Annotated in this window: 23 protein-coding genes; 4 read left to right on the top strand and 19 right to left on the bottom strand. The window is 61.5% G+C overall.

Annotated features, from left to right (window positions below):
* Nucleotides 1-103: 103 nt before the first annotated feature.
* A complete protein-coding gene (pilB, locus tag AC3A56_RS03560) occupies nt 104-1,828 on the bottom strand; it encodes a type IV-A pilus assembly ATPase PilB (protein ID WP_487769354.1) in 1,725 nt (574 codons plus the stop codon).
* 309 nt (nt 1,829-2,137) lie between these two features.
* On the opposite strand from pilB, the gene AC3A56_RS03555 reads away from it, so the two are divergent.
* From AC3A56_RS03555 to AC3A56_RS03545, 3 genes are read left to right on the top strand one after another with little or no spacing between them, the layout of a single operon-like run.
* Nucleotides 2,138-2,992 carry a glycosyltransferase family 2 protein gene (locus tag AC3A56_RS03555; protein ID WP_487769353.1) on the top strand — a complete coding sequence of 285 codons (855 nt, stop codon included), beginning with the start codon at nt 2,138-2,140 and terminating at the stop codon, nt 2,990-2,992.
* Nucleotides 2,985-4,145: a glycosyltransferase family 4 protein gene (locus AC3A56_RS03550; protein ID WP_487769352.1), complete on the top strand. Its 1,161-nt coding sequence runs from the start codon at nt 2,985-2,987 to the stop codon at nt 4,143-4,145. Before AC3A56_RS03555 ends, AC3A56_RS03550 begins: the two co-directional genes overlap by 8 nt.
* Before the next feature lie 30 nt (nt 4,146-4,175).
* Nucleotides 4,176-4,787, top strand: a complete 612-nt coding sequence (locus AC3A56_RS03545; protein ID WP_487769351.1) for a class I SAM-dependent methyltransferase — start codon at nt 4,176-4,178, stop codon at nt 4,785-4,787.
* 87 nt (nt 4,788-4,874) lie between these two features.
* On the opposite strand, the gene AC3A56_RS03540 is transcribed toward AC3A56_RS03545, so the two are convergent.
* From AC3A56_RS03540 to AC3A56_RS03470, 15 genes are all read right to left on the bottom strand, one after another.
* Nucleotides 4,875-5,960: a glycosyltransferase gene (locus tag AC3A56_RS03540; protein WP_487769350.1), complete on the bottom strand. Its 1,086-nt coding sequence runs from the start codon at nt 5,958-5,960 to the stop codon at nt 4,875-4,877.
* Nucleotides 5,957-7,087 carry a glycosyltransferase family protein gene (locus tag AC3A56_RS03535; RefSeq protein ID WP_487769349.1) on the bottom strand — a complete coding sequence of 377 codons (1,131 nt, stop codon included), beginning with the start codon at nt 7,085-7,087 and terminating at the stop codon, nt 5,957-5,959. Before AC3A56_RS03535 ends, AC3A56_RS03540 begins: the two co-directional genes overlap by 4 nt.
* The gene (locus AC3A56_RS03530) at nt 7,074-7,853 is read right to left on the bottom strand and encodes a class I SAM-dependent DNA methyltransferase (RefSeq protein ID WP_487769348.1); all 780 of its coding nucleotides are present in this window, start codon (nt 7,851-7,853) and stop codon (nt 7,074-7,076) included. The genes AC3A56_RS03535 and AC3A56_RS03530 overlap by 14 nt, the downstream gene beginning before the upstream one ends.
* Nucleotides 7,850-8,971: a DegT/DnrJ/EryC1/StrS family aminotransferase gene (locus AC3A56_RS03525; protein ID WP_487769347.1), complete on the bottom strand. Its 1,122-nt coding sequence runs from the start codon at nt 8,969-8,971 to the stop codon at nt 7,850-7,852. The genes AC3A56_RS03530 and AC3A56_RS03525 overlap by 4 nt, the downstream gene beginning before the upstream one ends.
* Entirely contained in the window at nt 8,968-9,408 is a 441-nt protein-coding gene (locus tag AC3A56_RS03520; RefSeq protein ID WP_487769346.1) for a cupin domain-containing protein, read from the bottom strand. Before AC3A56_RS03520 ends, AC3A56_RS03525 begins: the two co-directional genes overlap by 4 nt.
* 81 nt (nt 9,409-9,489) lie before the next feature.
* Nucleotides 9,490-10,479, bottom strand: a complete 990-nt coding sequence (locus tag AC3A56_RS03515; RefSeq protein ID WP_487769345.1) for a glycosyltransferase family 2 protein — start codon at nt 10,477-10,479, stop codon at nt 9,490-9,492.
* The gene (locus tag AC3A56_RS03510) at nt 10,473-11,087 is read right to left on the bottom strand and encodes a class I SAM-dependent methyltransferase (RefSeq protein WP_487769344.1); all 615 of its coding nucleotides are present in this window, start codon (nt 11,085-11,087) and stop codon (nt 10,473-10,475) included. Before AC3A56_RS03510 ends, AC3A56_RS03515 begins: the two co-directional genes overlap by 7 nt.
* The gene (locus tag AC3A56_RS03505; protein WP_487769343.1) at nt 11,074-11,973 is read right to left on the bottom strand and encodes a class I SAM-dependent methyltransferase; all 900 of its coding nucleotides are present in this window, start codon (nt 11,971-11,973) and stop codon (nt 11,074-11,076) included. The genes AC3A56_RS03510 and AC3A56_RS03505 overlap by 14 nt, the downstream gene beginning before the upstream one ends.
* A complete protein-coding gene (locus AC3A56_RS03500; protein ID WP_487769342.1) occupies nt 11,963-13,420 on the bottom strand; it encodes a lipopolysaccharide biosynthesis protein in 1,458 nt (485 codons plus the stop codon). Before AC3A56_RS03500 ends, AC3A56_RS03505 begins: the two co-directional genes overlap by 11 nt.
* A gap of 10 nt (nt 13,421-13,430) precedes the next feature.
* Nucleotides 13,431-14,378, bottom strand: a complete 948-nt coding sequence (locus AC3A56_RS03495; protein WP_487769341.1) for a GDP-L-fucose synthase family protein — start codon at nt 14,376-14,378, stop codon at nt 13,431-13,433.
* Nucleotides 14,375-15,484: a GDP-mannose 4,6-dehydratase gene (gene gmd, locus AC3A56_RS03490; RefSeq protein WP_487769340.1), complete on the bottom strand. Its 1,110-nt coding sequence runs from the start codon at nt 15,482-15,484 to the stop codon at nt 14,375-14,377. The genes AC3A56_RS03495 and gmd overlap by 4 nt, the downstream gene beginning before the upstream one ends.
* A gap of 319 nt (nt 15,485-15,803) precedes the next feature.
* Nucleotides 15,804-17,990 carry a hypothetical protein gene (locus tag AC3A56_RS03485; RefSeq protein WP_487769339.1) on the bottom strand — a complete coding sequence of 729 codons (2,187 nt, stop codon included), beginning with the start codon at nt 17,988-17,990 and terminating at the stop codon, nt 15,804-15,806.
* A 369-nt stretch (nt 17,991-18,359) separates the two neighbouring features.
* The gene (locus AC3A56_RS03480) at nt 18,360-20,303 is read right to left on the bottom strand and encodes a tetratricopeptide repeat protein (RefSeq protein ID WP_487769338.1); all 1,944 of its coding nucleotides are present in this window, start codon (nt 20,301-20,303) and stop codon (nt 18,360-18,362) included.
* A gap of 105 nt (nt 20,304-20,408) precedes the next feature.
* On the bottom strand, nt 20,409-20,843 hold the full coding sequence (locus AC3A56_RS03475; RefSeq protein ID WP_487769337.1) for a pilin: 435 nt from the start codon (nt 20,841-20,843) through the stop codon (nt 20,409-20,411).
* A 420-nt stretch (nt 20,844-21,263) separates the two neighbouring features.
* Entirely contained in the window at nt 21,264-21,689 is a 426-nt protein-coding gene (locus tag AC3A56_RS03470) for a pilin (protein WP_487769336.1), read from the bottom strand.
* Nucleotides 21,690-21,890: 201 nt separating this feature from the next.
* On the opposite strand from AC3A56_RS03470, the gene AC3A56_RS03465 reads away from it, so the two are divergent.
* Nucleotides 21,891-24,023 (top strand): dipeptidyl-peptidase 5, encoded by a 2,133-nt coding sequence (locus AC3A56_RS03465; RefSeq protein ID WP_487769335.1) that lies wholly within the window; start codon nt 21,891-21,893, stop codon nt 24,021-24,023.
* A gap of 246 nt (nt 24,024-24,269) precedes the next feature.
* Here the strand turns inward: AC3A56_RS03465 and AC3A56_RS03460 are convergent, their stop codons facing one another.
* From AC3A56_RS03460 to cdd, 3 genes are read right to left on the bottom strand one after another with little or no spacing between them, the layout of a single operon-like run.
* Nucleotides 24,270-25,175 carry a 5'-3' exonuclease gene (locus AC3A56_RS03460; protein ID WP_487769334.1) on the bottom strand — a complete coding sequence of 302 codons (906 nt, stop codon included), beginning with the start codon at nt 25,173-25,175 and terminating at the stop codon, nt 24,270-24,272.
* Nucleotides 25,172-25,741: a nitroreductase family protein gene (locus AC3A56_RS03455; RefSeq protein WP_487769333.1), complete on the bottom strand. Its 570-nt coding sequence runs from the start codon at nt 25,739-25,741 to the stop codon at nt 25,172-25,174. Before AC3A56_RS03455 ends, AC3A56_RS03460 begins: the two co-directional genes overlap by 4 nt.
* Before the next feature lie 22 nt (nt 25,742-25,763).
* On the bottom strand, nt 25,764-26,195 hold the full coding sequence (gene cdd, locus AC3A56_RS03450; RefSeq protein ID WP_487769332.1) for a cytidine deaminase: 432 nt from the start codon (nt 26,193-26,195) through the stop codon (nt 25,764-25,766).
* Nucleotides 26,196-26,278 lie beyond the last annotated feature (83 nt).

Raw genomic sequence — 26,278 nt, 5'->3', positions numbered from 1 at the left:
CGCGGGCGGCAAACAAGATATTCGTGAAGCTTATGTCATTTCTGCCCCGCCAAACCGTGGCGCCGGACGCAACTTCGGTGCGGCGGCGGTCGCGGTTCGCCGCTTATTCCTTGGTCACGCGGTCGATCTCGATCAGGCTGGTCAGGCCCTGCTTCACCTTCAGCAGGGCCGAAGCGCGCAGGTCGTTCACCCCGGCGGCCTTGGCCGCCGCCGCGATCTCCATGGTGTTGCCGCCCTGCAGGATGATCTTCTGGATCTCCTCCAGCATCGGCATCACCTGGTAAATGCCCACACGGCCCTTGTAGCCGTCATTGCAGCCGTCGCAACCGCCGGCCTCGTAGATCGTCATCCCCTCGTCGATATCGGCCTGGCTGAAGCCGGCCGCCAGCAGCACCTGTGGCGGCAGATCCATCGGCTTCTTGCAATCATGCAGGCGCCGCGCCAGGCGCTGGGCGATGATCAGGGTGACCGACGAGGTGATGTTGTACGGGGCGATGCCCATGTTCATCAGGCGCGAAACCGTCTGCGCCGCGTCGTTGGTGTGCAGGGTGGACAGCACCATGTGGCCGGTCTGCGCGGCCTTGATCGCGATCTCGGCGGTTTCCAGGTCGCGGATTTCGCCGACCATAATCACGTCCGGGTCCTGGCGCAGGAACGAGCGCAGGGCGCTGGCGAAGGTCATGCCGCGCTTGACGTTCTGCTGCACCTGATTGATGCCTTCCACGCGGATTTCCACCGGGTCTTCCACGGTGGAAATGTTGCGTTCGGGCGTGTTGAGCATGTTCAGACCGGTGTACAGCGACACCGTCTTGCCCGAGCCGGTGGGGCCGGTGACCAGCACCAGGCCGTACGGCTTGTGGATCGCGTCGATGTAGAGCTTCTGCTGATTCGGCTCGTAGCCCAGCTTCTCGATGCCGATCCTGGCGGAGGAGCCATCCAGGATACGCATCACGATCTTCTCGCCGAACAGCGTGGGCAGCACGCTGACGCGGAAGTCGACCGCGCGGGTCTTGGACAGGTTGAGCTTGATGCGGCCGTCCTGCGGTACGCGCTTTTCGGCGATGTCCAGCTGAGACATCACCTTGATGCGCGACGAGATGCGGTTGGCCATCTTCATCGGCGGGTTGGCCACCGTGCTGAGGATGCCGTCCATGCGCACGCGCACCCGGTACTGCGTCTCGAACGGCTCGAAATGGATGTCCGAGGCGCCACGACGGATCGCATCGACCAGCACCTTGTTGACGAACTTCACCACCGGCGCATCATCGTTGCCGGTGGCATCGACGCCGCTGCTCGATTCGTTCTCGCCGTCACCAGCCTCGATATCGAGCTCGTCGAGGTCGCCGCCGCCGATGTCAGGCATGGTGTTGCGCAGGTTGTTCAGCAGGCTTTCGATCACCTTCTGCAGCGAGTTGCGCTCCACCAGGATCGGCTCGACCATGCAGTTGGAGTGGAACTTGATCTCGTCCAGCGCATGCGACTGCATCGGGTCGGCGATGCCCACGTAAAGCCGCTTGCCGCGACGGAACAGCGGCAGCGCCTGGTGCTTGGTGATCAAGGCCTCGCTGATCAGGTCCAGCGGCATCGTGGTCGGATTCAACGAGGCCACGTCCATCATCGGCATGCCGAACTCGACCGACGCCACCCGCGTCAGCTCCGCACTGTCGACCAGACCGTGATCCAGCAACCAGGTACCCAGCGCAGCCTTTTGCTGCCCGCTGTCCGCCATGGCCTTGCGAACCACGTCCTCCGCCATCACGCCTTCGGACACCAGCCGGCGCGCCATGCCGGACAGACCCGTAAGCGACGGTTGCAATTGAGATGACATAAACGGCTCGACCTTGCCCCTGTATGTTGTTGAATCTACCGCAGTCCGCCCCGCAGGTCACCCACTGAATGCAATTCCCCCGGGCTCGCCACCGGATAGCTCGACGCAGCGCACAAACGCACAGCGCGACCACCTCTACAAGGTTGCCGGGAAGCCGCAGGGTAGATTCCTCCCCCTGCTCGCAGGGGGAGGGCAGGAGGGGGTCAAGCTCTTGATCCAATCCCCAAGATCCCCGCACTGCCAACTCCCTGCCTGACCCCATCTCCCCTTCACGCTATGATCCCCCGGCCACCCCGGGGGAACCACCTGTTGAATCGCCTCAGCATCATCCTGCCCGCCAAGAATGAAGCGCCCGCGCTGGCGGCCCTGCTGCCCCGCCTGCGTAACGCCCACCCCGATGCGGAAATCATCGTGGTCGACGACGGCTCCACCGACGACACCCGCAGCATCTGCAAGGGCAACGAGATCACCTGCCTCAGCGCGCCGTACTCCATGGGCAACGGCGCGGCGATCAAGCGCGGCGCCCGCGCCGCCAGCGGCGACATCCTGGTGTTCATGGACGGTGACGGCCAGCACGACCCCGCCGACATCAAGCGCCTGCTCGACCAGCTGAACCGCGGCTACGACATGGTCGTCGGCGCCCGTGACTGGGACAGCCAGGCCGGGGTCGGCCGCGGCCTGGCCAACACCTTGTACAACTGGCTGGCCACCCGCATGACCGGCCACCCGGTGCTCGACCTCACTTCGGGCTTCCGCGCCGTGCGCGCGAACAAGTTCCGCGAATTCCTGCACCTGCTGCCCAACGGCTTCAGCTACCCCACCACCAGCACCATGGCCTTCTTCCGCAGCGCCTACGCCGTGGCCTACATCCCGATCAAGGCCGCCCAGCGTGTGGGCAAAAGCCACATCAAGCCCCTGCGCGACGGCCTGCGCTTCCTGCTGATCATCTTCAAGATCGCCACGCTGTACTCGCCGCTGAAGCTGTTCGTGCCGGCTAGCGTGGTGTTCTTCCTGCTGGGCTGTGCGAATTATGCGTGGACCTTCATGCATGAGGGGCGCCTCACCAACATGAGCACGCTGCTGTGGAGTGCGGCGGTGATCGTATTTCTGATCGGGTTGGTTTCCGAGCAGATCACAGGCTTGATGTATCGACGCGATGCCTGAGTCTTCCTCATCGCGTCCAATGGCGTTGTTGGTAACCCGCAATTTCCCGCCATTGCTCGGCGGCATGGAAAAGGTCAATCAATACCTGCTTCAGGCGCTGCAGCCAACCTGGCAGATTGCCCTATGCGGGCCGGCCGGGTGCTCTGAGTACGCGCCGCTACATACTGAGGTCAGGCAAGCCAGAACAAAGCCTCTGCCACTGTTTCTTGCGGTCACGCTTTGGAGTGCGGTGTGCTTGGCCAGGAAACGCAAACCTGCGTGGGTCATCGCTGGTAGCGGACTTGCCGCGCCGATCGCCTGGTTTGCAGCCAAGTGCGCAGGAGGAAAGACAGCGGTCTATCTGCATGGCCTCGACATCGTGGCGCCCAGTCGCCTGTATCAATGGCTATGGCTTCCTTTCATCAGGCGCTGCGATATCGCGCTGGTGAACAGCGCAAACACCGGTCGTCTGGCTGAACAACGAGGTGTACCGCAGGATCGACTGCGCGTGCTGCATCCTGGTGTCGACCTACCTGCGCTGAACTTCGCCGCAACTCTGGATTTCCGCAAACAACACGGCTTCGGTTCAAGGCCGTTGCTGCTCTCGGTGGGAAGGCTGACCCAGCGAAAGGGTTTGGCGGAATTTGCGACGAAGGCTTTGCCTGGCATCGTTGCCCATGATCCCGAGATCCTTCTGCTCGTCATCGGGGACGAAGCCAGCGATGCCCTGCACACCCGGGGAGGCTCCGAGCGTGAGCGCATTCTTGCTGCTGCGAGACACGCCAGCGTGGATCGAAACTTGCAATTTTTCGGGCGTTGTGACGAGTCGACGCTCAGCGCCGCCTATGAAGCGGCAGACCTGCACATCTTCCCGGTGCTCGAATTACCCGGGGATGTCGAGGGCTTCGGCATGGTGGCACTCGAGGCCGCGGCGCATGGACTGCCGACCATTGCTTTCGACGTGGGCGGCGTGGCGGATGCCGTCCAGGACGGAAAGACTGGAGCGTTGGTCGGATCTGGTGACTATGACGGTCTTCGCACAGCAGTGCTCGATCAACTAGGGCAGTCGAGAGACAAGGCAATGGCTGTGTCATGCCGCGAGTTTGCTGCCGGCAAGACATGGCAAGTATTCGGAGCGCGCCTGCGCAGTTTGCTCGGGGAAGCTGATGATTGATTCAGAGCCCACAATGTCGAGGGAGCCTCGATGACGCGCCAGCCGCATGCGGTGCTCGACCTTCCATCGCGTCGATTGAAGGGGCTCAAGATCGAGCGGTTGCTGGATCTTGCGAGCCATCCCCAGCCAATTCGTCTGCTTGAAGTTGGCACGGGATCGGGCGGCATTGCACACTATTTTGGCACCCATCAGGATTTGCGGTGTGATGTGGATGCCGTGGACATTCACGACAATCGCCTGGTCACTGAAGGCTATCGATACCATCGGGTGCATGACACGAAGCTGCCGTTTGCTGACGCGACTTTCGATGTCGTGCTGTCCAACCACGTCATCGAACATGTGGGTGATGAACAGGCGCAACGTAACCATCTGACGGAACTGCGCCGCGTGTTGCGTCCGGAAGGCGTGGGTTACCTGGCCGTGCCCAATCGCTGGATGCTGGTCGAGCCGCACTACAAGCTCGCGTTCCTGAGCTGGCTACAGCATGCCTGGCGCACACCTTACCCGCGCCTGATGGGCAAGGGCGCGGTACATGACTGCGAGCCATTGCAGATGAGTCAGCTTGAGCGCCTTTTTCGCAGATACGGGCCTGGATTGCCGCAACTTGTGCATCGACGCGCTACGCGCCACGTTCGAGATTGAGCGGGCGATGTCTGCGTCTGCCGGCGCGCTGCGACGCATCCCGGACAAGGCGCTGCTTCCGCTGCGCGGAATCATTCCGACGCTGATCTATCGCTTTCGACGTACTACTTCCGAAAACAGTTGATCGAGCATGAGCGCCTGGTCTTGCCAGGTGGGACGTGGGCCGTATTCAGCGCGCGGTGCATCCAGAAGGTCCAGCATGCGTTCTGCGAAGCTTGTCGCATCCCCGTGTTGAACAAGGTGGTTGGTACTTTCGGCCAGCATCCAACGCACCGGTTCGGTGTCTGTGGCCACAACCGGTACGTGACATGCCATGGCTTCACACAGCTTGGCGGGATAGCTGTATCGACCGAAACTGGTGTCGGCGGTAATCACGCAGGCCACGTCCAATGCATTTATCAAATCGGGTAGCTGCGCATCAGGGACGTAACCGGTGCCCACTACGCCCGGTTCAGCCAAGGCCTCCGGCGGCGGTCTGCCGCTGAGCACAAGTTGAAGGTCGGACCGAAGGGCGCGTGCCTGCCGAAACGCATCGATCAACATGGTCGTGCCCCGGTTTCGTGCCCAACTTCCCACGTAACCAATCAAGTGCCCCTCGGCCGGCAACCCAAGCGCGCGACGGCAGGCCTGCTTGTCCAGTGGCCGGAACTCCGGGTCTGCGGCCATGGGAATGACCTCCGCCGGATGTCCGTCTCTGCGATGTGACTGCAGTCGCTGCGCCAACTGCGGGCCCGCCGCCGTCACCAGATCGGCAGCGCGGATCGATAGTCTCCAAAGCGCATGCAACGGGAGATTCCACGGCATGTAGGCTTCGTAGTTGTCGTAGGCGTCAATGGCAACACGAGCCCCTGTGGTGCGCCCAAGTCCATTCGCAATCCAACCGTAGTAGGTGTCGGACATGCCGATGATCCAATCGGGTCGGAACTCGGTGGCGTGTCGGCTCAGTTTGCGAAAGAAATCTCCGACGCCGAGCGTTCGTACGTCCTCGCTGAGCCAGTCCACGCCGGCAATGCAGGTGCGCGCAGATGGCAAACGGCGATGACTGCACAGAAGCACTTGGACTTCATGTCCAAGCGCGGAAAGCTCCACCGGAAGATGATGGAAACGACCGTAGGGACGCTCAATGAGGTCGCGCTGTTGTGGGTGGCGCTTGCCGACAAAAAGGAGTCTCACGGGTGTTCCATGCAGCAACGCAGAAAATCTGCCAGAGGGGCGACAGCACTTCTGAAGTCGTAGTGCATGGCGGCTTGGCCAGCCCCCATGCTGTAGTGCGTATAGTCGTCCAGGATGGTACGGCACGCCCCGATCAGGGCTTCGACTTCGTGTGAATCCACCTGGATGCCGGCTTGGTGTAGCGATACCGGGTTGAGCCCGGCCAAGTTTGAAGCGACTACGGGGAGGCCCGCAGAGAAGTAATTGAACATCTTTCCTGCTGGCGAGCTCTGGTAGTTGAAATCACGGCGCCGCCGGCCAAGTTCGTACAAGCATAGGCCAATGTCGAAGTCGGCAAGAAAGGTCGGCAACGCAGCCTCCGGCACGTAGTCCTCATATACAACCACCCGGCCCGCCTCAATGAGATCCCCGTTGCGCGCTCTGACGAGCTCCATGCCGGCGGCATTGCGCAGCCCGAGCAAGGTCAAGGTAGCCTGCGGCCATGCACGAGCCAAGTTCAGCATGGCTGCCAAGCCATGCATGGGCATCAGGTGGCCCATGTAAACCAGTCGTGGGTGCTCGCGGCAGGCAACGCGGGGGGGGGGATGGTGCTGCACTTCCGGCGCATTCTGCACATAGAAGACCGGAAGCTTGGAATCGATGGCGTCGCTAAACTGGTAGTGCAGTCGTTCCGGACTCTGGATGATGATCGAGCGGGCGTGCCTGCCCGCGATCAGGCGAAGCAGCGGATGCCTCCCCACCTCCAGCGAAAGGAAATGGAATGATCGCCTCAGCAGTCGCGCTGCCATGGTGCCGTCGGCATCCACGGCGATGACCTGTGTATGGGCGCCGATATCGTGACGGGCGGAATATGCCAGGGCCATGGCACGGAACGGCCGGTACGCGCCGGTTTTCCTGAGCAGTTTTGCAATGCTTCTGGAGAGGCAGACGCGTCGGAAGCGCATCGGATCCAGCATTGTGTTGTCGGCCCGGCCAGTATCCAGCACATGGGCGCGCACGGCGAAGGATTCCGACAGAATGTCTACCAGACGTAGCAGCGTGGGAGAGTAGATCGCCCAGTCGTCCGGGAAAAGTATCAGGACGTCGGGCTTCGTCCCCCGAGGGCCCGGGGCATTACGGCCGATCATCGCCCCGGATCCGCTTGGCCAAGTAGCAGGCGCTCCAGGTCCGCTCGTCAAGCGGAGCCCCGCTGAGCCAGGCTTCCTCCCACATCACCTCGAAGCCGGCATCGTGGCAGGCGGCGGCAACGTCCTCGCGGAACAGATAGCGCAGGTGGTGGGTTTCCTCGATTAGTTGCCAAGTCTCCGCGGGAGGCGGTTGGACGAAGAACCGATAGCGCACGTCCACGGTCTGCTGTACCGGGTCGTGGTGAGGCTCGGCGATGCGCACCACCGGTGCGCCGTCCACCACGAGGTCGCGTACCCGCGTTTCGGGGCCCTGCGCGCGCACGGCTGGGCCGTGCCAACTGTCGAACAGGAACAGCCCACCCGGTTCGAGATGTACCGCCGCAGTGGCGAAGGCGGCCGCCAGTGCTTGCGGCGAGGCCATGTAATTGAGCACGTGGAAGCAGGCGATGACTGCATCGAAACGCTGTTCCGCACGGAAACGGGTGGCGTCGGCGGCAAGGAAGGAGATGCCTTCCACGCCGAGTTGGCGCTGACGGCCGTTGGCGAGTTTCACCATGTCGTTGCTGGCATCGATGCCGAGCACGCGCAGGCCGCCGCGCGCCAGCTCCACCGCCAGGCGGCCGGTGCCCGCACCCAGCTCCAGCACGCTGCGCGGGTTGTGCCCGTGTGTATCGAGCAGTCGCGCGACGTAAGCCGCCTCGGCGGCGTAGTTCTTGTCCGCATAGACGGCGTCGTAGAAGCGGGCGAGATCGGCGAAGACGCTCATGCCAGGACTTCCGCGACGGCTTCGCAAACCCTATCCTGTTCCGCATCAGCCAGACCCAAGCCACTCGGGATGTAGAAGCCGCGCGTATAGAGGCGTTCGGCTACGGGATAGGACTCGCCCTCGAACAGTCCTTTGCGCTGCAGTACCGGTTGCCAGTGCATCGGGCAGAAGAACGGGCGCGTGCCGATTCCGCGAGCGGCCAGTTGGCGCATGACTTCCTCGGCATCCATGTTGCGCTCCTCGCCCAGCACGAGGCCGTACACCCAGTAGGCATTGCGTGCATAGCCTGTTTCGGCCAAGGGAAGTTGGAGGGCCCGCAGCGCCGAGAAGGCCGCGTCGTAGCGCGCCCCCATGCGACGCTTGCGGGCGAGGAATTCGTCCAGGCGCTCCAATTGTGCAAGGCCTAGCGCGGCTTGCAGATTGGTCATGCGCAAGTTCCAACCCAGCCGCTCGTGCACGAAGCGCTTGTGCGGCTGAAAGCACAGGTTGCGCAGGCTGCGGCAATCCTCCGCCAGCTTGTCGTCGTTGGCGAGCACCATGCCGCCTTCGCCCGTGGTGACGTGCTTGTTCGGGTAGAAGCTGAAGGTGCTGAGGTTGCCGAAGCTGCCGCAGGGGCGGCCCTTGTAGGTCTGGCCGTGCATCTGGGCTGCGTCCTCGATCACCGACAGGTCATGTCGGGCAGCGATTTCCAGCAGTGGGTCCATGTCCACCGGCAGGCCGTAGATGTGCACCGCCATGATGGCGCGCGTGCGCGGCGTGATCTTCGCCTCCACCTGACGCACATCCATGTTCCAGGTCACCGGGTCACTGTCCACCAGCACCGGCGTGGCGCCAGCGCGAACAATCTGGCCAATGCAGGAAATGATGGTGAACGCAGGCAGGATCACCTCGTCGCCGGGCCCGATGCCGAGCGCCTCGACAGCCGCATCAAGCGCCGCCGTGCCGTTACATACGGCGATGCCGTGGCGACGACCAACGCGTTCAGCGAAGGATTCCTCGAAGCGCCGAACAAACGGCCCTTCGGAGGAAATCCAGCCTGACTCGATGCATTCGAGCAGATACATTTTCTCATTGCCGTCGAGCAGGGGCGTGTTGACGGGAATGCCGGTCGTGCTCATGTGCTGCTGTCCTTCATCACGATGCGATCGCCCGGAACCGGGTCGAACCGCGTCTTGTCCTGGTCGCCGCAGTAGGGCCCCTGCTTGACCTCGATGATCTCGGTGGGTTCGAGCATTTCAAAGCCGTGTCCCCCGAAGGCCAGCAGAACCACGTCGCCGGCAACGAGCACAGTGCTTCGCAGGTACTCCTGTGCTTCGGAATAGAAATCGACGCGTACCCGACCGCTGCGGATCAACAGGACTTCCTTGGTGTACTGGACTTCGCGCACCACCGGGTTGTGGACATGCGGCGGGATAACGTAGCCAAGTGGGCGGTTCATGTAGCCAAGCTGCTGTGAGTAGGTGCCCGGCGTGAAAAACTCGATACCATCGCAATGAAAATCGCGGCGGACGATTAGCGCGAGTTCCTGTTCGTCATGGACTATATGTTCGATCATGAGTGTTGAGAGGCGCTGCTGGTCAAGTCTGTGTGACGTACGGTGGAAACGTGGGTATTGTGCAATGCCGTGCAGTTACGATCAGAAGTAGTTTTCTCTCAGTACCCAGGCACGTAAAGCAGGGTCAATTGCCACTTCTTTTTGGTGGTAGGCATAGCCCGCCAAGTAACCTGCCAAGCAGCGGCGACGAACAGTGTGTAGTGTTCGTCCAGTTGTGTCACCTCCGGTAGTGCAGATGGCACGTGCGGCAGACATGCTGGCTCGCAGTCTGCGAGCAAAGGCGGAAACGAGCGATCGGTTGCCCCCCTTGCGACGCAAGTCGGTATAGGAATCAGATATTCCCTGCGCATAGCTGCGCCGCTCGAAATAGTCTGTACTCATGCGCGCTGTGGAGACGCGATGGGCAACGCTGGCTCCCGCGTGGAAGCGGGTGCGCAGCCCAGCCTTGCGGATAGCGTCACTCACCGCGGTTTCTCCGTCGCCACGTAGACGAAGCTGGTTGGTGGGCATGGCGTCTGGGTGGAACCCTCCCGCTGAAAGGAGGACGGAACGTCGTATCGAAAAATTACATCCCCAGACCCAGCCCGGGTCGATGTCAAATTGACCTTCGCCCATATCGAGGATGCTCAGGTAACTGATCGCACGCCCGTTGGCGGTGGGCGATCTCCACCAGCGATCGAGCCATGGAGGTGGTGGGCTGTCGAATAAGGGGCGGTTGTTGCCACCAACAAGAGCAATGTCCACGTGGTGGAACGCTTCGTCAATCGAATTTAACCATGTTGGCTCGGCGATGATATCGTCGTCGCCGAATACAAGAATGTCACTGGATGCCAGTCGCATGCCCGCATGGCGTCCCGCGTGTAGGCCGGGCTCCGGAACGTAGTCATAACGCAAGCGCAGAGCCGAATGGTGTCGCTGGACGACCTGAGGCGTGGCATCGGTCGAACCATTGTCGATCACAATCACTTCGAAAGCGTCCGCGGGCAGTGTTTGGCATCGAAGCGAGCCGAGGCAGGCATCGAGCATGGTTGCCCGATCACGGGTGGGGATGATGACCGACGCTTTCAGCATTCAAATTCCGCCCACCACAAGTTTGGAAGCCGGTGCTCGTTCCGTACACGTGGTCGGATTTTCTCCGCAACCACCCGTTGTACGCCCATGGCCCAGCCGATGTCATGCATTGCCACGATGGAGCCGGAGGCAAGAAATGGCGAGTAGAGATTCCAGTCGCGCAAGACACCTTCGTGGGAATGGTCGCCGTCGATGAACAAGAGATCGATGCGGTCGACCTTGGTGCGGACTTCCTCCAGCACCGAAGTGTCGTGGCTCCACCCCTTCAGTGTAACGATACGCTCGCGGTAGCTGGCGGTGTTGTCGAGGAATTTAGCATAGGTGTCGCACTGTCCTTCGCTCATGGCGTCGTTCGCCCATGTATCGATGCAATAAACGCTGCCGCTGGTTCCAATGCCGGCGGCAATGAACGACGCGGATGCGCCAAGATAAGACCCAATTTCCAGCACATTGCAGCGTGTGTGCGATGTTGTCTGAGCGGCCCGACGTCCAAGCTTGAAGAGCGTCACGCGTTCGCGGTCAGTCAAATGCGTCGGTATGGAAAACAACGAACGCAACGCCGGATGCCGGATGTATGCCATTAGGCGGTGGATGTCAGGCTTTTTCATAGGTCGCAATCATGATGCCGCTTCGCCGCAGGCGGGCTTCCCAATGCGTGGCAAAGCAGATGGCGTCGAGGCCGCTGCCGAGTTTCATTGCCGCGCGAGTCACCATGTGCAGACTGTTGTGCATGTATTTGTCCCAGGTAAACCCGGCGAGCCTGCCGGACAACATGCGGAAGGTACCCTTGCCGCGGCCGTCGAAGATGCTGTCGTCAAACTGTATGTTTTTCAATTGAAGGTCATGTTTCTTACCATAAGCTAGAAGTGTTGATTCCGAATAATGGTAGGTATGCCTTGGTACGTCCTCCGTGTTTGCCACGAGCCCATAAAGGCTGTCTGCATTCGTGACAAGTATGATGAGCTTTCCGCCGGGTTCCAATATCCTTGCCGCTTCGCGAAAATAGGTGTTCGGGTGGTGAAGGTGTTCGAATACGGCCCATGCCATGATCAGGCTAAAATATCCTTGTTCATACTTGGCGTCTTCGAGTGTTCCACACGTGAACTTGATGCGGCCATCGCTTACGGAGGTGGAGTAAGCATCGACACCGAATGCTTCGAAGGATTCTTGGTCGAGCAGCAGGCTCAGGAAATCGCCACGAGCGCAGCCAATGTCCAAGACGCGCTTGCCGGCCAGTGGCGGCAGGAATGCACGTTGCGCCCGATAGCGCTTTATGAAGGCATCTTTGTCGCGCCCGTGATGATAACCTCGCGGATAGAATGACCCCATTGCGGCCATCGTCGGTCTGGGGTTGACATACACCAAGCCACAGTCGCTGCATTCGACCACGGGAAACTGGAAGAGCTCCAGTTTGAGCCAGCTGTCGGGCTTGCGATATCGAATGGTGTAATCGTTACTGCCGCAGAGATCGCAGGCGACGAACTCAAGTTCCATGTAACCGGTCCATGATTGAAAAAACGTGTCTTCTGTCAAAAATGATTACCAAGAGAGTATAGGCGAGCGGGAATATGATCGTCGCAATCAGCCGTGACGTGGGTATTCCCATGGCCATGTCCGATGCCAATGCAGTCGTTCCCGCGATCATGGTTAGTAGGAAAGGTTTGGTTAGTGCAGAAAGCCAAGACCGGATACTCGTCCCGAACTGACGTTTGGCTATCAGCGTATGCAGGGCGACGCCGACTAGGGACAAAGCTGCCCTGGTAGCGGCAAAAGCGATGATTCCATTTTCAATCGAAACTGAATAGCCAATCAGGTATGCAATCAGGGATAGTGCCATAGTTATGAATTCGAGATCTGGCCTGCCCGCTGCACGGTACGCTTCCCCATTCGCACCGACCAGCCATGCCACGCCTTGCCCGATGGTAAGCAGGGTGAGGACGGGGGCCAGCCCCACCCAGTCTTCGCCCAAGATCCTTGATTCGATGAGCGGTGCAGCCAATGCTAGCCATCCGGCCAGTGGTAGCGACAAAAGGGTGATTCCTCGCGCGGTTACGAGCATGGCATTGCCTGCCTGAAAGATCGTGCCTCCCTTTCGCGAGTACAGGCTGTAAAGAACCGGCAACAAGGGGGTCAGCACAAGCCCGAATAACATGTTCGCGATCGTCGTGCTTACGCGATATATCCCCATATCACGTGTGCCTAGCCAATGAGCCACGAATAGCGAATCCATCCAGCCATAACACCACGTAAGCGCACTGCTGGCTGCGGACCAGCGCCCGAATCGCACCAACTGGATGGTTGCAAAAATATCGAAATTCCAGTTTGGGCGCCAGTGACAGCGATACCAGAGTGTCGCGCATTGAATGAACTGGCCGATCACTGTCGCTGCGACCAACGACCAGTAACCATATCCGAACAAGGCCATTGGTATGGAGGCCAAAGCAGGTAATCCCGCGGTAAGCAGTCGTACCCAAAATAATTCGCGGAAAGCCAAGTCACGTTGAAGGAGCGCGGTTGGAACCGCCGCCAGGCCAGCCAATGGAACCTGTATCGCAAGCAGGCGCGTAACGTGAGCGATGCGAGTGTCGTTGAAGAATGCAGAAACTGCCGGAGCGGAGACGAATATAACTATCGAGAGTGTGAGCGAAATACCAAACGACAGCCAAAACGCGGCGTTAGAACTCGCGTCGAGTGATTCGCGACTTTGTACCAGCGCCTTGCCCATGCCGGCATCCGCAAGGGTTTGGCAAAGGCTGATTACCACAGTGGCGGCCGCCACTACGCCGAAATCTTCTGGTGTGAGCAGCCGCGCAAGTATCAGCAACACGGCAGGCGCGATCAGGCGTGAGCTGGCCTCGCCGAGGATCGACCACTTAATCGCGTGCAGCATACTCTGCTGGCGATGCGGTTCGTGTGAGGGGGGGGCGTGGTTTTGTTGCATGGTCCGACTGCTACTCGCACGATCGATGCATCATGCTGAAGGTGTCGTAGGTATCTGCGATGCCTTCATGGATTGGAATCGTTGGCTGCCAACCCAGTGCTTGCAGTCGGGATGTATCCAGCAACTTGCGGGGTGTCCCGTCTTGATGTGTCGGGTCTGTCGATAGCCTGCCATGGAAATCCGCGCAGCCTGATATTAGCTCGGCCAATTCCAGAATGGACATCTCGTCGCCACTGCCGATGTTGATGATTTCCGAGTCGGAATACCGTTGCATTAGAAATACACAGGCATCCGCCAAGTCATCGACGTGCAGGAACTCGCGTAGCGGGGTCCCTGACCCCCATATAGCGACTTCTTCGATGTGAAGGATATTGGCTTCGTGTAGGCGCCGAATCAGTGCCGGCACCACATGCGAATTTTCCGGGTGATAGTTGTCGCCCGGTCCGTAGAGATTGGTCGGCATCGCGCAGATGGCGTCGAAGCCGTACTGTCTGCGATAGGCCTGACACATCTTCAGGCCAGCGATCTTGGCGATGGCGTACCACTCGTTGGTCGGTTCCAATGGGCCGGTGAGCAGGTACTCCTCCTTGATCGGCTGTGGACAGTCGCGTGGGTAGATGCAGGAGGAGCCTAGGAAAAGCAGCTTTTTCGCACCGTGTTTCCAGGCGCTGTGGATCACGTTGGTCTGGATGGCGAGGTTGTCGCGCAGGAATTCGGCCGGGTAGGTGTCGTTGGCGTGGATACCACCGACCTTGGCGGCGGCCAGGAAAACGTATTCGGGGCGCTCGCTGGCGAAGAAGGTTTCCACGGCGTGCTGGTCGGTCAGGTCCAGCGCTTGTCGTGTGCGCAGCACGAGGTTCTCAAAGCCTTCGGCCTGCAAGCGCCGGACGATGGCCGAGCCGACCATGCCGCGATGGCCGGCGACATAGATTTTGGAGGACGTCTGCATCGGGTTCATTCGTGGTGCTGCGCGATGCGGAAGCCGGAGCGTTCGACCAAGGCGTCGCGGTGTGCATGGGAAAGGTCGGCTGCCATCATTTCGCGCACAAGCTCGTCGAAGCTGGTGCGGGCCGTCCAACCGAGCTTTTCGCGGGCCTTGGCCGGGTTGCCCAGCAGGGTATCCACTTCAGCCGGGCGGTGGTAGCGCGGGTCGATGGCGACGATGCGCTGGCCGATCTTGACCGCGGAATCGGCGGGTGCTTGGGCCAGGATGGCGTGCTCGTCGATGCCGCTGCCAACCCATTCCAGCGCCATCCCCAGCTCACGCGCGGCGCAGTCGACGAACTCGCGTACGGAGTGCTGCTCGCCGGTGGCGATCACGAAATCCTCGGCCTGGGGCTGTTGCAGCATCAGCCATTGCGCTTCGACGTAGTCGCGGGCGTGGCCCCAGTCCCGGCGTGCGTCGAGGTTGCCCAGGTAGAGGCAATCCTGCAGGCCGAGGTGGGTGCGCGCCAGGGCGCGGGTGATCTTGCGGGTGACGAAGGTTTCGCCACGAATGGGCGATTCGTGATTGAACAGGATGCCGTTGCAGGCATACATGCCATAGGCCTCGCGGTAGTTCACCGCAATCCAGTAGGCATAGAGCTTGGCCACGCCGTAGGGCGAGCGCGGGTGGAACGGCGTGCGCTCGGTCTGTGGCGTTTCCTCCACCAGCCCGTAAAGCTCCGAGGTCGATGCCTGGTAGAAGCGGGTGCTGCTTTCCAGGCCGAGAATCCGGATGGCTTCCAGCAGGCGCAGCGTGCCCAGGGCGTCGGCGTTGGCCGTGTACTCGGGCGTCTCGAAGGAAACCTGTACGTGGCTTTGCGCGCCGAGGTTGTAGATCTCGTCGGGGCGCACCTGCTGGACAATGCGGATCAGGTTGGTCGAGTCGGTCAGGTCGCCATAGTGCAGCACCAGCTTCCGGTTCGGCGTGTGTGGGTCCTGGTACAGGTGATCGATGCGGTCGGTATTGAAGGACGAAGCGCGTCGCTTGATGCCATGGACCTCATAGCCTTTGGCCAACAGGAATTCCGTAAGGTAGGCGCCGTCCTGGCCGGTAATTCCCGAGATGAGCGCGCGCTTCATGTGTGATCCGATGGCAGGTAGTGACTGCAAGGTAACAGTCTAAATGCTGGCCGTCCGTGTGCGTAGCGGCAGTTCGAGCTGGGGCTGGTTTGCGATTGCTCATGTCACCGCCATCCGCACCGAGCGGTACTAGCCTGTGCCTTGCCCAGCTTGCGGGAAGGTCACGGGTGTTGCCAGCGTAAACATGGATATATCGACGTCAAACCCGCATCTGAGTTGTTGGACGTCAAGATATTGATGCTCAAGCCTTCCGGGCATCTAGGGATAACAGAGTTGCCACCCGACTCAGGCGCGTGCCGAAGGATGCATCTGACGGTTGCTAAGGCAGATCCACCAAGGCGTGTAGTTCATCCAGGTTCCGATCCAAGCGTCCGCCGATGTTCAACGCTTCCAGTCCTTGCAGTGCCGTGCGGGCTTCCTGCTTGCGGCCTTGGGCGACCAGCATGCGGATCAGGGTGATCCGGTAGGCGGGTTCGTCGGGTGTGGTCTGGACGGCCCGCTCGGTCAGGCGTTCGCCGAGGTCGTGTTTATCCAGCACGTTCCATGCGTAGTCACCATAGGTGGCCAGCAGGCGCGAACCGGGGTTTGGATGCGCCAGAGCCACGTCGAACGCCGCCACCATGCGCTGCGCCGGTAGGTTGCAGCGGCGGTCGCGCGCGCATTGGGTCAAGGCGCTGAGTGAGCTTTCATCCTGCACCCCGGGCGTGCGGGCTTTCAGTTTGGCATTCATGCTGTCCCACCACGCGTCCTTCAGCGGCAGGCCCATGCGCGCGTTCATGAAGATCAACGCCTGCTCGGGCAGGATCGACGAGTTAGGCAATGCGGCGGAAGCTTCCAGTGGTGCGTAGGCCAGGTGGGTGAAAGGCGAGGCCGGGTCGTAGTGCGAATAGATGATGTAGGTGCGGCCCAGTTCGTATTGCGCGCGTGGCGACTGCGGAGCGCGCGAGGCGAGATCCTCGGCGAGTCGCAGCGGATCACCCCAGGCGTGGGCCGTGTACGCGGTCAGTGCGGTCCAGCAAAGCATGAGTCCGGCCAGCAGCATATGACGAAGCAGCGCCATGGGGAGCCCGCTTTCTTTGAAATCATTTGCCGATGGATCGGTGCCCACGGCCGTTGTAGGAGCGCACCCTGTGCGTGATGCTCTTGGCATGATCCGCACCAGAGCATCACGCACAGGGTGCGCTCCTACGGGGACGAGCGGGCGTGGGGGCACAGCCAATAACGGGACGATGGCCAGCAGCAACCCGAAGCTGGCGAAGTAGTTGCGGTGTTCGTAGATCAGTTCCAGCGGAAGGATGGTACCGGTAAGCAATTGACAACCGAGGAACAGCGCGATGCCGAGCGCCGCCGGTGGGTGCCGCTTCCTTAGCCATACTGTCAGCGCCACCAACGCACCCAGGAACAAGATGCTGGCAAGCGTGGTCGGTGGCGTCAGCAGGTCGCTCGATACCTGGAAGTCGTCGTGATAGAACGACAGCGTATTCGGTGTCGGCAGCAGCGTCCATACAAGATAGTCGACGATGATGCGCGCTTCGCTGAGCAGGCGTGTGCCGAGATCAAAATCGCGAGTAACCCAGGCTTCCGGTTTCAGTATCTGTGGCAGCAGCCATGCAACGCCGAGCACCATCGGCAGTACCAGCACCAGCAAGAACAGCAGGGCAATGCGCCAGTCACGGCGCCTTGGCATCGATGCAAAGTTCGGTGCTGAAAAGCCGAACATTGCCCATTCGATCAGCGCGGCGTAAAGCGGCAGCATCACTGCCGTTTCCTTGGCCAGCAGGCCGAGTGCCGTGGGTAGGGTGATGCTGGCCACGCATAGTGCAAAGCCGCGCCACATCCATGGCCTTCGATCCGGGTCGCCGACGTATTGCGCCGGAACAGCTAGCATGCAGCGCCTGCCCGCGACATAACCGAGCAGGCCCAGCAACACGAAAAAATTGGCCATGCTCTCCATGCGCTGCACCACGTACAGCACTGCGGTGAGGTTGATCGGCAGCAGCATCCAAGCAGCGGCGACCAGTGCCGCGACAATACCCGCCCGCCTTGCCGTAGGAGCGCACCCTGTGCACGATGCTCTTCGTCCACCTGCTAAAGGTCGATCATGCACGAGCGAAGGAAGTCCCTTGTGGACAGGGGACGCTCCTGTGGAAGCCGCCAGCAGCAGCGCACGCGCCAGCAGGAAAACCAGTATTCCGTTCATCAGATGGATGACCAAATTGGTCAACTTCCAGCTGTACGGGTCGAGTCCGCTGACCAGATAGTTCGCGGCGAAACTCAATGAAGCAAGCGGGCGCTTGAATTCGCTGGCCGGAGAGGACAGAGCCGCACGCACCAAGCTTGCAATACTGGCATCGACGGGATGTACACCTGGGTTGTCGACGATGTTGGGATAGTCATCGAACAACCAGCTGCCGGTAAGCCCTTGGCTGTAGACGAGCGTCACCAAGAGCAGCGCGAGCGCCAAGAGCCAGAGATCGATGCGTTGAATGCGTGGCGTGCGTGTCACGGACAGTTTCCCTTGGCCCTACCGATCTGACTGACCTGGCGCTGGCTTGATGTTGACATGATGGCGCGCGAGGGAAACTTTGACCACGCCACGTTTGCATGGTCCGCGTGTTGAGTGGGTTTCTCCGGCAGAGTGGATTTGGAGATGGTGTTGCCAGCGTGTGACGAAAATGCGCAGCAGGCTACCGCGGCACAGCAACGACGAAGGTCAGTATTCACGCGACCGGCTGGGCGCTAGAACCCCTTGATTTTGCGTAGCCCGGTGGCCTGCAGTGCAGCCATGCATGCAGGAGCAGGGAGTGGACGCAATTTCGAGAAGCCTCGATTCTTGGTCATGATGTGCATGTATCCGCCGCTGAGCGCTAAGCCGCTATTTCTTGATGTCCTGCGACATGGCGTCAAGCTGTTTGTGCAAGCGGAGCCAGTCGGATTGGCTGGCCAGGTTTGGATATTTCTGATCTGCAAAACGGGACAGGGCGATCGCTTCGAGCAACCGGTTGTTTGCGAGGAGATAGCCGACCAGTCGCGTGGTGTAAGCAGGATTGCCTTTGTTGATGTCGATCGCGCGTTGCAGTTGGTTGATTGCCAGCTGCTCGTCATGCATGACGGCGCTAGCGACATCTGCATACTGCACACGCAGAGTGGCGAAGTTTGGCTGCCTGTCGAGGATGGCCTGATAGGCCTCGCTGAGGCGTTTCGGATCAAGCACCGCTTCGCCACTGACGGCGCGGGAACCAAGCCCTTGCAGTGCCCGATACTCCTGTGGCCCCAGTGGGCGGGTGCGCAGCTTGTGCACCAAGCTGTCCCACCAGGCTGGCTGGGCGGGAATACCCTCCGCCGAAGCGGTAAGTAGCAACGCCTGTTCCGGCAAGGGTGACGCGCCGGGCAGGGCGGCGCCGCGCTCGAGTTCCTGCATCGCCCGTGCGAACAGCGGCGATTGTGGATTTTCGTGTGACAGATCCATATACAGACGGGCCAGGTCATAACTGGCGCGGGGCGAAGTGGGGTTGTCGTGCACTAGGGTCAGGGCCAGTTGCAGCGGGTTGCCCCAAGTGGCGGCGCGCAAGACCGTGAAGAAACCGAGGCTCGCGATGAATACCGTCGCCAGAATAGCGGGCAGGCGTGGGTGTGCGCGACGGGTTGCAAGCCAGACCAGATCCGTCATGGCCAGCAGGATGCCGAACAGTGCTGGGTAGTTGCGGTGCTCGAAAACCAGCTCCAGCGGGAGTGGTGCGCTGGTGATCGCCTGAGCCATGAAAAACCAGGCGATGCCCAGTGCAAACAGCGGACGACGGCGACGGAGGGCGAGCGCCAGCCCGAGCAAAGCCAGAAGAAACAGGCCGCTGGCGAGCGTGGTTGCGGGACTCAACCAGCCGGTGGAGGCGGTGTAGTTGTCATAATAGAAATGCATCTGGCTGGGGATGGGCAGTACGCTCCAGCCAATGTACATCGACAGTGCTCGCAACTGGGTTAGCTCGCGTTCCCAAGCAGTATAAGGACGTCCCGCGAACGCTCCGGAGCCGAGCGCGTAATGCGGTAACACATAGAACACGAATACCGCGATTGCCGCTGCGCAACCAACACCATACAGCCACTGCCATTTATGTTTTACGTGTGGGCGAGCTGCCTCAAAGCGTAACAAGGTCAGCTCCAGTAGCAGCGCATAACCTGGTACAAGCACCACGGTTTCCTTGGCTAAGTAGCCTACGGCAGTCAACAGGACACTCAATAGTAGCCATGGCCAGCCGCGGTTATCACGCAACTGTAGTTGCCGGGCGTGCCAGTAGCTCAGCAACGCCATCAGCGTAAACGTGAGGCCGAGCAACTCCATACGCTGCACGACATACATCACGGTGGATACCTGAAGCGGGTGGAGCGCCCATGCGGTTGCCAACACCCATACCCAGATCGTTGTTCGCTGTTGGTGCGCGATGGCATAGTCTGAATCGCGGGGGGACCAGCCACAGCGGAGCAGGCGCCCGCACAGAGCTGCAAGCAGGGCGGTGTTGAGAAGATGGATGATCAGATTGACGGTCTTAAAGCCCCAGATGCTCCCACCAGTGGCGTAATTGACGGCGTAGCTAAGCATGGCAAGGGGGCGATGGATGTTGGCCTGCGACCAACTCCATACGTCGTGAAAGGCCTGCCAGTTCCACTTGCTGACGTGGATTGCAGTGTTTTCCACAAAGATGGGGTAATCGTCAAAGATGAAGCTACCGGATAGGGCGGGCCACAAGACTAGTGCGACCAAAGCAAGTGAACAAAGCTTGTAGAGCACGACTTGATGCCGACCGAATTTCGCAAATACGCTCATCTGACTAGATTCTGGTTTTTGGATACTAAAAAAAGAGGGGCTTGAAGCCCCTCTTTCTTGAAACCCCAGATTCCTAAAAATCTCGAGTAATGTCAGGCAAGCATATTACGGAGCGGCACAGCCTTTTGGACGGAACTTCTCGTCCAAGTCGCTTGTGCAGTTCCACGAACCACTGGAGGTGCGATTCCACTGGACATAGTCCCCCTTGACCTTCGGGTTGCCGGCAATCACGCACTTAAGTGCGGCAGTGGCGGCGCCAGTGGTGCCATCGGGTGCGACAGCGGTGATGGCGCAACGTTCGGTTGTGGCCTGCAGACCCAAGTTGTCCACAGTGGTGTACGACGCAGCGGTGACAACACCGTTGTTTACGTTCTCTTCATAAGCAGTCTTTCCGGGCGTGATGTCGGCCAGACCGGCGGTTGCTTGCGAACGTGCTACGTAGTTCTGGTATTGCGGCAGCGCGATGGCGGCCAAGATCGCGATGATCGCAACCACGATCATCAATTCGATCAGGGTAAAACCTTTCTGTATGGTCTTCATGGTGTTTCCTCTGTTTTGGTTAGCTAACCGTTGATGCCCCCTGAGCCCCGGTCCCGGATTCCCCCTAGGCGGGAACGGTACCCCTTACTCGCGGTCAGGAACGACCAGGAAGCTCACGACAGTTCAAGCAGGTTGTATGCCATCACTGCCGCCGTGATATTTCCGCATGGTTGAGGGTTCACTGATTGTGCACACAGTCACGAATCTCCACAAGCGATGCCGGATATCCGATTTCAAGCGGAGCAGATCCCCGAAGCTGCAGGCGATAGACTTGTCCTGCCAGGTCAGCAGTTGACGCTGTGCGTCAGTTTTGGCGCGAAGAAGTGGTGGATGCGACCGTGGGAAGGCATGTCGGTAACAAGACGGCGTGGCGACAGTAGTGGTCACACCGTGTCTGTTTTGATCTGCCACGGCAACGAACTAGGGATAGCACCCTTTCGGGGTTTGGCGTGTCGCAAGAGTGGTCTGGCATTTCCAGTTGCCCGAGCTATCGCGAGCCAAGGTGATTTCCTTGTCCTTGACCTCGGGATTGCCCTTGATCTTGCAAGTGATCTCGCCCACGCCGTCGACCGGCGCGGTCGCTGTGACGTGGCACCGTTCTGTTTCCTGCTGCATGCCCAGGTTGTCGACGGTGGTGTAAAGCGTGGCGTCACTGTCCCCGTTGTTGGTGCGTTCCTCGTATGCGGTGCGGCCCGAGGTGATCTCATCCAGCGCTGCCACTGCCTGCGAGCGCGCTACATAGTCGCTGTAAAGCGGCAATGCGATGGCCGCCAGGATGGCGATGATGGCCACGACGATCATCAACTCGATCAATGTAAAACCGGCGGAACGGCGCTGGCGCGACATGGTGGACTCCCCTGTGAGTCCCACCTGACAGGCACGTTTTGTACCAAATGTGAAGGCCGATCGTGCGCGCCGTCACAGTGCCCCGCGGTCTGTTGGATGTGGGTTCGTGCTCCGGGGGGGCGGGCTCACAGGCGGGGGTTGCTTGCGCGTCAGCTACCCCCGTTTTAACGTCGTGGCCTTTACGAAGCCAAGGAACCCCCCATGAAACCTCTGATAGCCGCGCTGCTTCTGGCGCTGGTCGCCGCCCCCGCGATGGCGAGTGACGCCGTGGATACCACCTTCGTCAAGGCGCAGGGGGAGCACGCGTTCAATGTGCGCGACCTGGTGATGATGGATCGGGTGGGTGATCCGCAGTTGTCGCCGGATGGTCGGTATGCGGCGTTTGGCGTGCGCAGCACGGATTACGCGGCGAACAAGGGGGTGGGCGCGATTTATGTGCTGGATCTGTCGGTGGCGGGTGCGCAGCCGGTGAAGGTGGTCGACAAGGGCGGTTCGGCGCGCTGGTCGGCGGATGGGCGCAGCCTGTATTTCGTGGCGCCGGCGAAGGATGTGGCGCAGTTGTGGCGGCTGGATCTGGGCGGCAAGACCGGCCTGAACCCGGGCAGGCATGCGGCGCCTGTCCAAGTCAGCCATGGTGCGCTGGATCTGGGCGGCTACAAGCTGTCGCCGGACGGCAAGCAGGTGTTGCTGTCGTATGAGGTGTTCACCGATTGCGCCACGCTGGCGTGCACGCAGCAGCGCGTCGACGCACGCGACAAGGACAAGGCCAGCGGCACGATCTACAAGAAGCTGTTCGTGCGGCATTGGGATACCTGGGCCAATGGTCGGCGCAATCAATTGTTCGTGGGGCAGTTCGATGGCAAGGGCCAGTTGGCGGCCGAGCCGAAGCTGCTCAGCCGTGGCATCGACGGCGACGTTCCGAGCAAGCCGTTCGGTGACGAGGGCGAGTTCAGCTTCTCGCCCGATGGCAAGACCGTGTATTTCGACGTGCGCATCGCCGGAACCAGCGAGCCGTGGTCGACCAATTTCGACGTGTACAGCGTGCCGGCGGATGGCTCGGCGGCACCCAGGAACCTGACCGCCGAAAACAAGGCGTGGGATGCATCCCCGGTGGCGTCGCCGGACGGCAAGACGCTGTATTACCTGGCGATGAAGAAGCCGGGCTTCGAGGCGGACCGCTTCGCGATCATGGCGCTGGACCTGGCCACGGGAGCGCGTCACGAGGTCGATCCGCAGTGGGATCGCTCGCCCGGCGGGCTGACGATTTCGGCCGACGGCAAGACCTTGTACGCCACCGCCGACGACAACGGCCAGCACCCTCTGTTCGCGATCGATGCGGCCAGCGGCAAGGTCAGCCAGCTGGTGGGCGAGGGCACGGTGGGCGGCTTCTCGCTGGCCGCCGGCAAGCTGCTGCTGACCCGCGACGACCTGAAGCGGCCGGCGGATGTATACGTGGCCCACACCGATGGCAGTGACCTGAAGCAGGTCACCCATTTCAACGCGGCGGACCTGAAGAACGCGAAGATGGGTGATGCGGAGTTCTTCACCTTCAAGGGCTGGAACAACGAAACCGTGCAGGGCTACGTGGTCAAGCCGGTCGACTACCAAGCCGGGCAGACCTATCCGGTGGCCTTCATCATCCACGGCGGCCCGCAAGGCGCGATGAGCAACGGCTGGAGCTATCGCTGGAACCCGCAGACCTATGCCGGTCAGGGCTTCGCGGTGGTGACGGTGAACTTCCACGGCTCCACCGGCTATGGCCAGGCGTTCACCGATTCGATTTCCGGCGACTGGGGCGGCAAGCCGCTGGAGGACCTGAAGCTGGGCTGGAAGGCTGCGCTGGACAAGTACAGCTTCCTCGACGGCGACCGCGCCTGCGCGCTGGGCGCCAGTTATGGCGGCTACATGGTGTACTGGATGGCCGGCGTGTGGAACCAGCCGTGGAAGTGCCTGGTCGACCACGACGGCGTGTTCGACGCGCGCGCGATGTACTACGACACCGAGGAGCTGTGGTTCGAGGAGTACGAGAACGGCGGCACGCCGTTCGACCACCCCGAGAACTACGAGAAGTTCAATCCGATCAACCACGTCAAGGACTGGCGCGTGCCGATGATGGTGGTGCACTCGGCGAAGGACTTCCGCATCCCCGACACCCAGGGCCTGGGCGCGTTCACCGCGCTGCAGCGCCGTGGGATTCCCAGCGAGCTGCTGCACTTCCCGGACGAGAACCACTGGGTGCTGAAGCCGCACAACAGCGTGCAATGGCACGACGCGGTGAACGCGTGGCTGAAACAGTGGACGGCGAAGGATGCAGCGAAAGCCGGTTCGCACTGAGCTGGTTGGTGGTGATGAAAACGGCGGCCTTCGGGTCGCCGTTTTTCTTTCCATGCAGCTAGTCCCTCCCTCTGCGGGCAGGGGGGCAGGAGGGGGCGCGGGTCGCGGGAAAGATCAAGAGCGAACCCCACCCCGGCCCTCCCCTGCGAGCAGGGGAGGGCGCGGAGCCGTGCGTGGCAGGCTTGAGCTCCTCCCCCTGCATGGCAGGGGGAGGTTGGGAGGGGGTAAGGCTTTTGACTTTGGCTTTCAGCGCAGCAATGCGCGCAGGCGGCTGCGGGTGAAGGCGCCCATGCGGAGCTGTTCGCACAGGGCTTCGAGTTGTTCGGCCGGGCGGCTCTGGCGTTGCAGGGCCTCGATGCTGCTGGCGCCGGGGGCGTCCAGGGCGATGCGGGTGAGGCGACGGTAGATGCGCGCCTGTTCGGCGTGTTCGCGCAGTTTGGTGGCGCAGGCGGCGGCACCGCGCAGGCGCAGGAAGGCGACTTCGTCGATGCGCTCGAGCAGGATGTCGAGGCTGCCGAAGTGGCTGAGCAGGGCGGCGGCGGTCTTGGCGCCGACACCGGGGACGCCCGGGATGTTGTCCACGCTGTCGCCGCACAGGGCCAGGTAGTCGGCGACCTGGTGCGGGTGCACGCCGAGCTTTTCGTGCACGCCGGCCGGTCCCCAGCGCAGGCCGCGGCCGTAGTCCCACTGCTCGTCGTGCTCGCCCAGCAACTGGCCGAAGTCCTTGTCGGCGGAGACGATCACGCTGCGCCAGCCCTGGGCGCGCAGGTTCCACACGGTGCTGCCGATGAGGTCGTCGGCTTCGTAGCTGTGGTCGATCATCAGGCACAGGCCGAGCGCCTCGGTGATCGCGCGGCACTGCACGAACTGCCGCTCGAGATCGGGCGGCGGCAGCTCGCGGTTGGCCTTGTATGGCGGATAGATCGCGTTGCGGAACGAGCTGGTCAGCGAGGCGTCGAAGGCCACCGCGATGTGTTCGGGCTGCACGCGTTCGAGCAGCTCGCACAGGAAACGGGTATAGCCATGCACGGCATTGACCGGGTGGCCGTCGACGTCGTGGAACTCGTCCGGCATCGAGTGCCAGGCACGGAACACGTACAGGCTTCCATCAACCAGATGGACGGCTGGACGGCCATTTTCGGCGGCGTTCACGGGGTCCAGCTGCTGAGCAGGTCGCCCAGCGCCGGGCGATCGCGATCGGGCACGTCGGTTTGTGGCTTGCCCAGGTGGACGAAGCCGATCACCTGCTCGTTGTCGGCCAGGCCAAGCAGCGCCGCCACTTCGCGGTCGTAGGCGGCCCAGCCGGTGAGCCACTGGGCGCCGTAGCCCAGCGCGAAGGCGCCCAGCAGGATGTTGTGGGCCACCGTGCCGGCGGACAGTTGCTGCTCGATTTCCGGCACCTTGCTGAGGGTGTCCAGGCGGGCGATCACCGCGATCACCAGGGGCGCGAAGGTGTAGCGCAGGCGATCCTTCTCCAGCTTGGCGTCGGACATGTCGGGGTGGTTCTTCTGCGCGATCTCCGCCACGCGCCGGCCGAAGACCAGCTTGGCCTCGCCCTGCAGGCGGATCAGCCGGAACGGCACCAGCTTGCCGTGGTCGGGCACCCGGATGGCGGCCTCCAGCAGCTCGTGCAGGGTGGCCTCGTCCGGCGCGGGTTCGCCGAGCTGGCGCGAGGGAACGGAATGGCGTTGCTGCAACAGGGAAAGATCGAAGGGCATGGAAGGATTTCGATGAGGGGAATCAGGCCGGCATCGGCAACTGGAACGAGCCCGGCAGCAGCGCGGCCACGCTGGTCTGTTCGGTGTCGCCATGCAGGTTGCCCAGCAGCACGGGCATGGCGTCGTGGCACAGCTCGGACATCACCTGGCGGCAGGCGCCGCAGGGACTGACCGGGTTCGGCGTGTCGGCGATCACCGCCAGCGCCAGGAAGTCGCCGCGCCGGCAACCGGCCGCGATCGCGCTGAACAGGGCGGTTCTTTCGGCGCAGTTGCACAGGCCGTAAGCGGCGTTCTCCACGTTGCAACCGCTGAAGCGCCGGCCATCGCGGGTCAGCACGGCCGCGCCCACCAGGAAACGGGAATACGGCGCGTAGGCCAGTTCGCGCGCGCTGCGTGCCAGCGACATCAGGTCATGGAGCGAGGAGGGATCAAAAGCGGCGGATGTTGCGGGCATCGGGATCTCCGGTGATGACCCCGGGACGGACGAACCGCGTTGGCCGGCGGGTCAGCTTACTCTTTCGGGCCCGGCCGGATCAA

The organism is Rhodanobacter sp. Soil_C_14 (assembly GCF_057657335.1).
The sequence above is the reverse complement of the archived record's forward strand: the minus strand, read 5'-3'. Positions and strand labels throughout refer to the sequence as shown.

Bases quoted from the DNA above. Each gene is read 5' to 3' on its own strand.
- pilB (WP_487769354.1), bottom strand. From the start codon at position 1,828: ATGTCATCTCAATTGCAACCGTCGCTTACGGGTCTGTCCGGCATGGCG.
- AC3A56_RS03550 (WP_487769352.1), top strand. From the start codon at position 2,985: ATGCCTGAGTCTTCCTCATCGCGTCCAATGGCGTTGTTGGTAACCCGC.
- AC3A56_RS03545 (WP_487769351.1), top strand. From the start codon at position 4,176: ATGACGCGCCAGCCGCATGCGGTGCTCGACCTTCCATCGCGTCGATTG.
- AC3A56_RS03535 (WP_487769349.1), bottom strand. From the start codon at position 7,087: ATGATCGGCCGTAATGCCCCGGGCCCTCGGGGGACGAAGCCCGACGTC.
- AC3A56_RS03530 (WP_487769348.1), bottom strand. From the start codon at position 7,853: ATGAGCGTCTTCGCCGATCTCGCCCGCTTCTACGACGCCGTCTATGCG.
- AC3A56_RS03525 (WP_487769347.1), bottom strand. From the start codon at position 8,971: ATGAGCACGACCGGCATTCCCGTCAACACGCCCCTGCTCGACGGCAAT.
- AC3A56_RS03520 (WP_487769346.1), bottom strand. From the start codon at position 9,408: ATGATCGAACATATAGTCCATGACGAACAGGAACTCGCGCTAATCGTC.
- AC3A56_RS03515 (WP_487769345.1), bottom strand. From the start codon at position 10,479: ATGCTGAAAGCGTCGGTCATCATCCCCACCCGTGATCGGGCAACCATG.
- AC3A56_RS03510 (WP_487769344.1), bottom strand. From the start codon at position 11,087: ATGAAAAAGCCTGACATCCACCGCCTAATGGCATACATCCGGCATCCG.
- AC3A56_RS03505 (WP_487769343.1), bottom strand. From the start codon at position 11,973: ATGGAACTTGAGTTCGTCGCCTGCGATCTCTGCGGCAGTAACGATTAC.
- AC3A56_RS03500 (WP_487769342.1), bottom strand. From the start codon at position 13,420: ATGCAACAAAACCACGCCCCCCCCTCACACGAACCGCATCGCCAGCAG.
- AC3A56_RS03495 (WP_487769341.1), bottom strand. From the start codon at position 14,378: ATGAACCCGATGCAGACGTCCTCCAAAATCTATGTCGCCGGCCATCGC.
- gmd (WP_487769340.1), bottom strand. From the start codon at position 15,484: ATGAAGCGCGCGCTCATCTCGGGAATTACCGGCCAGGACGGCGCCTAC.
- AC3A56_RS03480 (WP_487769338.1), bottom strand. From the start codon at position 20,303: ATGAGCGTATTTGCGAAATTCGGTCGGCATCAAGTCGTGCTCTACAAG.
- AC3A56_RS03475 (WP_487769337.1), bottom strand. From the start codon at position 20,843: ATGAAGACCATACAGAAAGGTTTTACCCTGATCGAATTGATGATCGTG.
- AC3A56_RS03470 (WP_487769336.1), bottom strand. From the start codon at position 21,689: ATGTCGCGCCAGCGCCGTTCCGCCGGTTTTACATTGATCGAGTTGATG.
- AC3A56_RS03465 (WP_487769335.1), top strand. From the start codon at position 21,891: ATGAAACCTCTGATAGCCGCGCTGCTTCTGGCGCTGGTCGCCGCCCCC.
- AC3A56_RS03455 (WP_487769333.1), bottom strand. From the start codon at position 25,741: ATGCCCTTCGATCTTTCCCTGTTGCAGCAACGCCATTCCGTTCCCTCG.
- cdd (WP_487769332.1), bottom strand. From the start codon at position 26,195: ATGCCCGCAACATCCGCCGCTTTTGATCCCTCCTCGCTCCATGACCTG.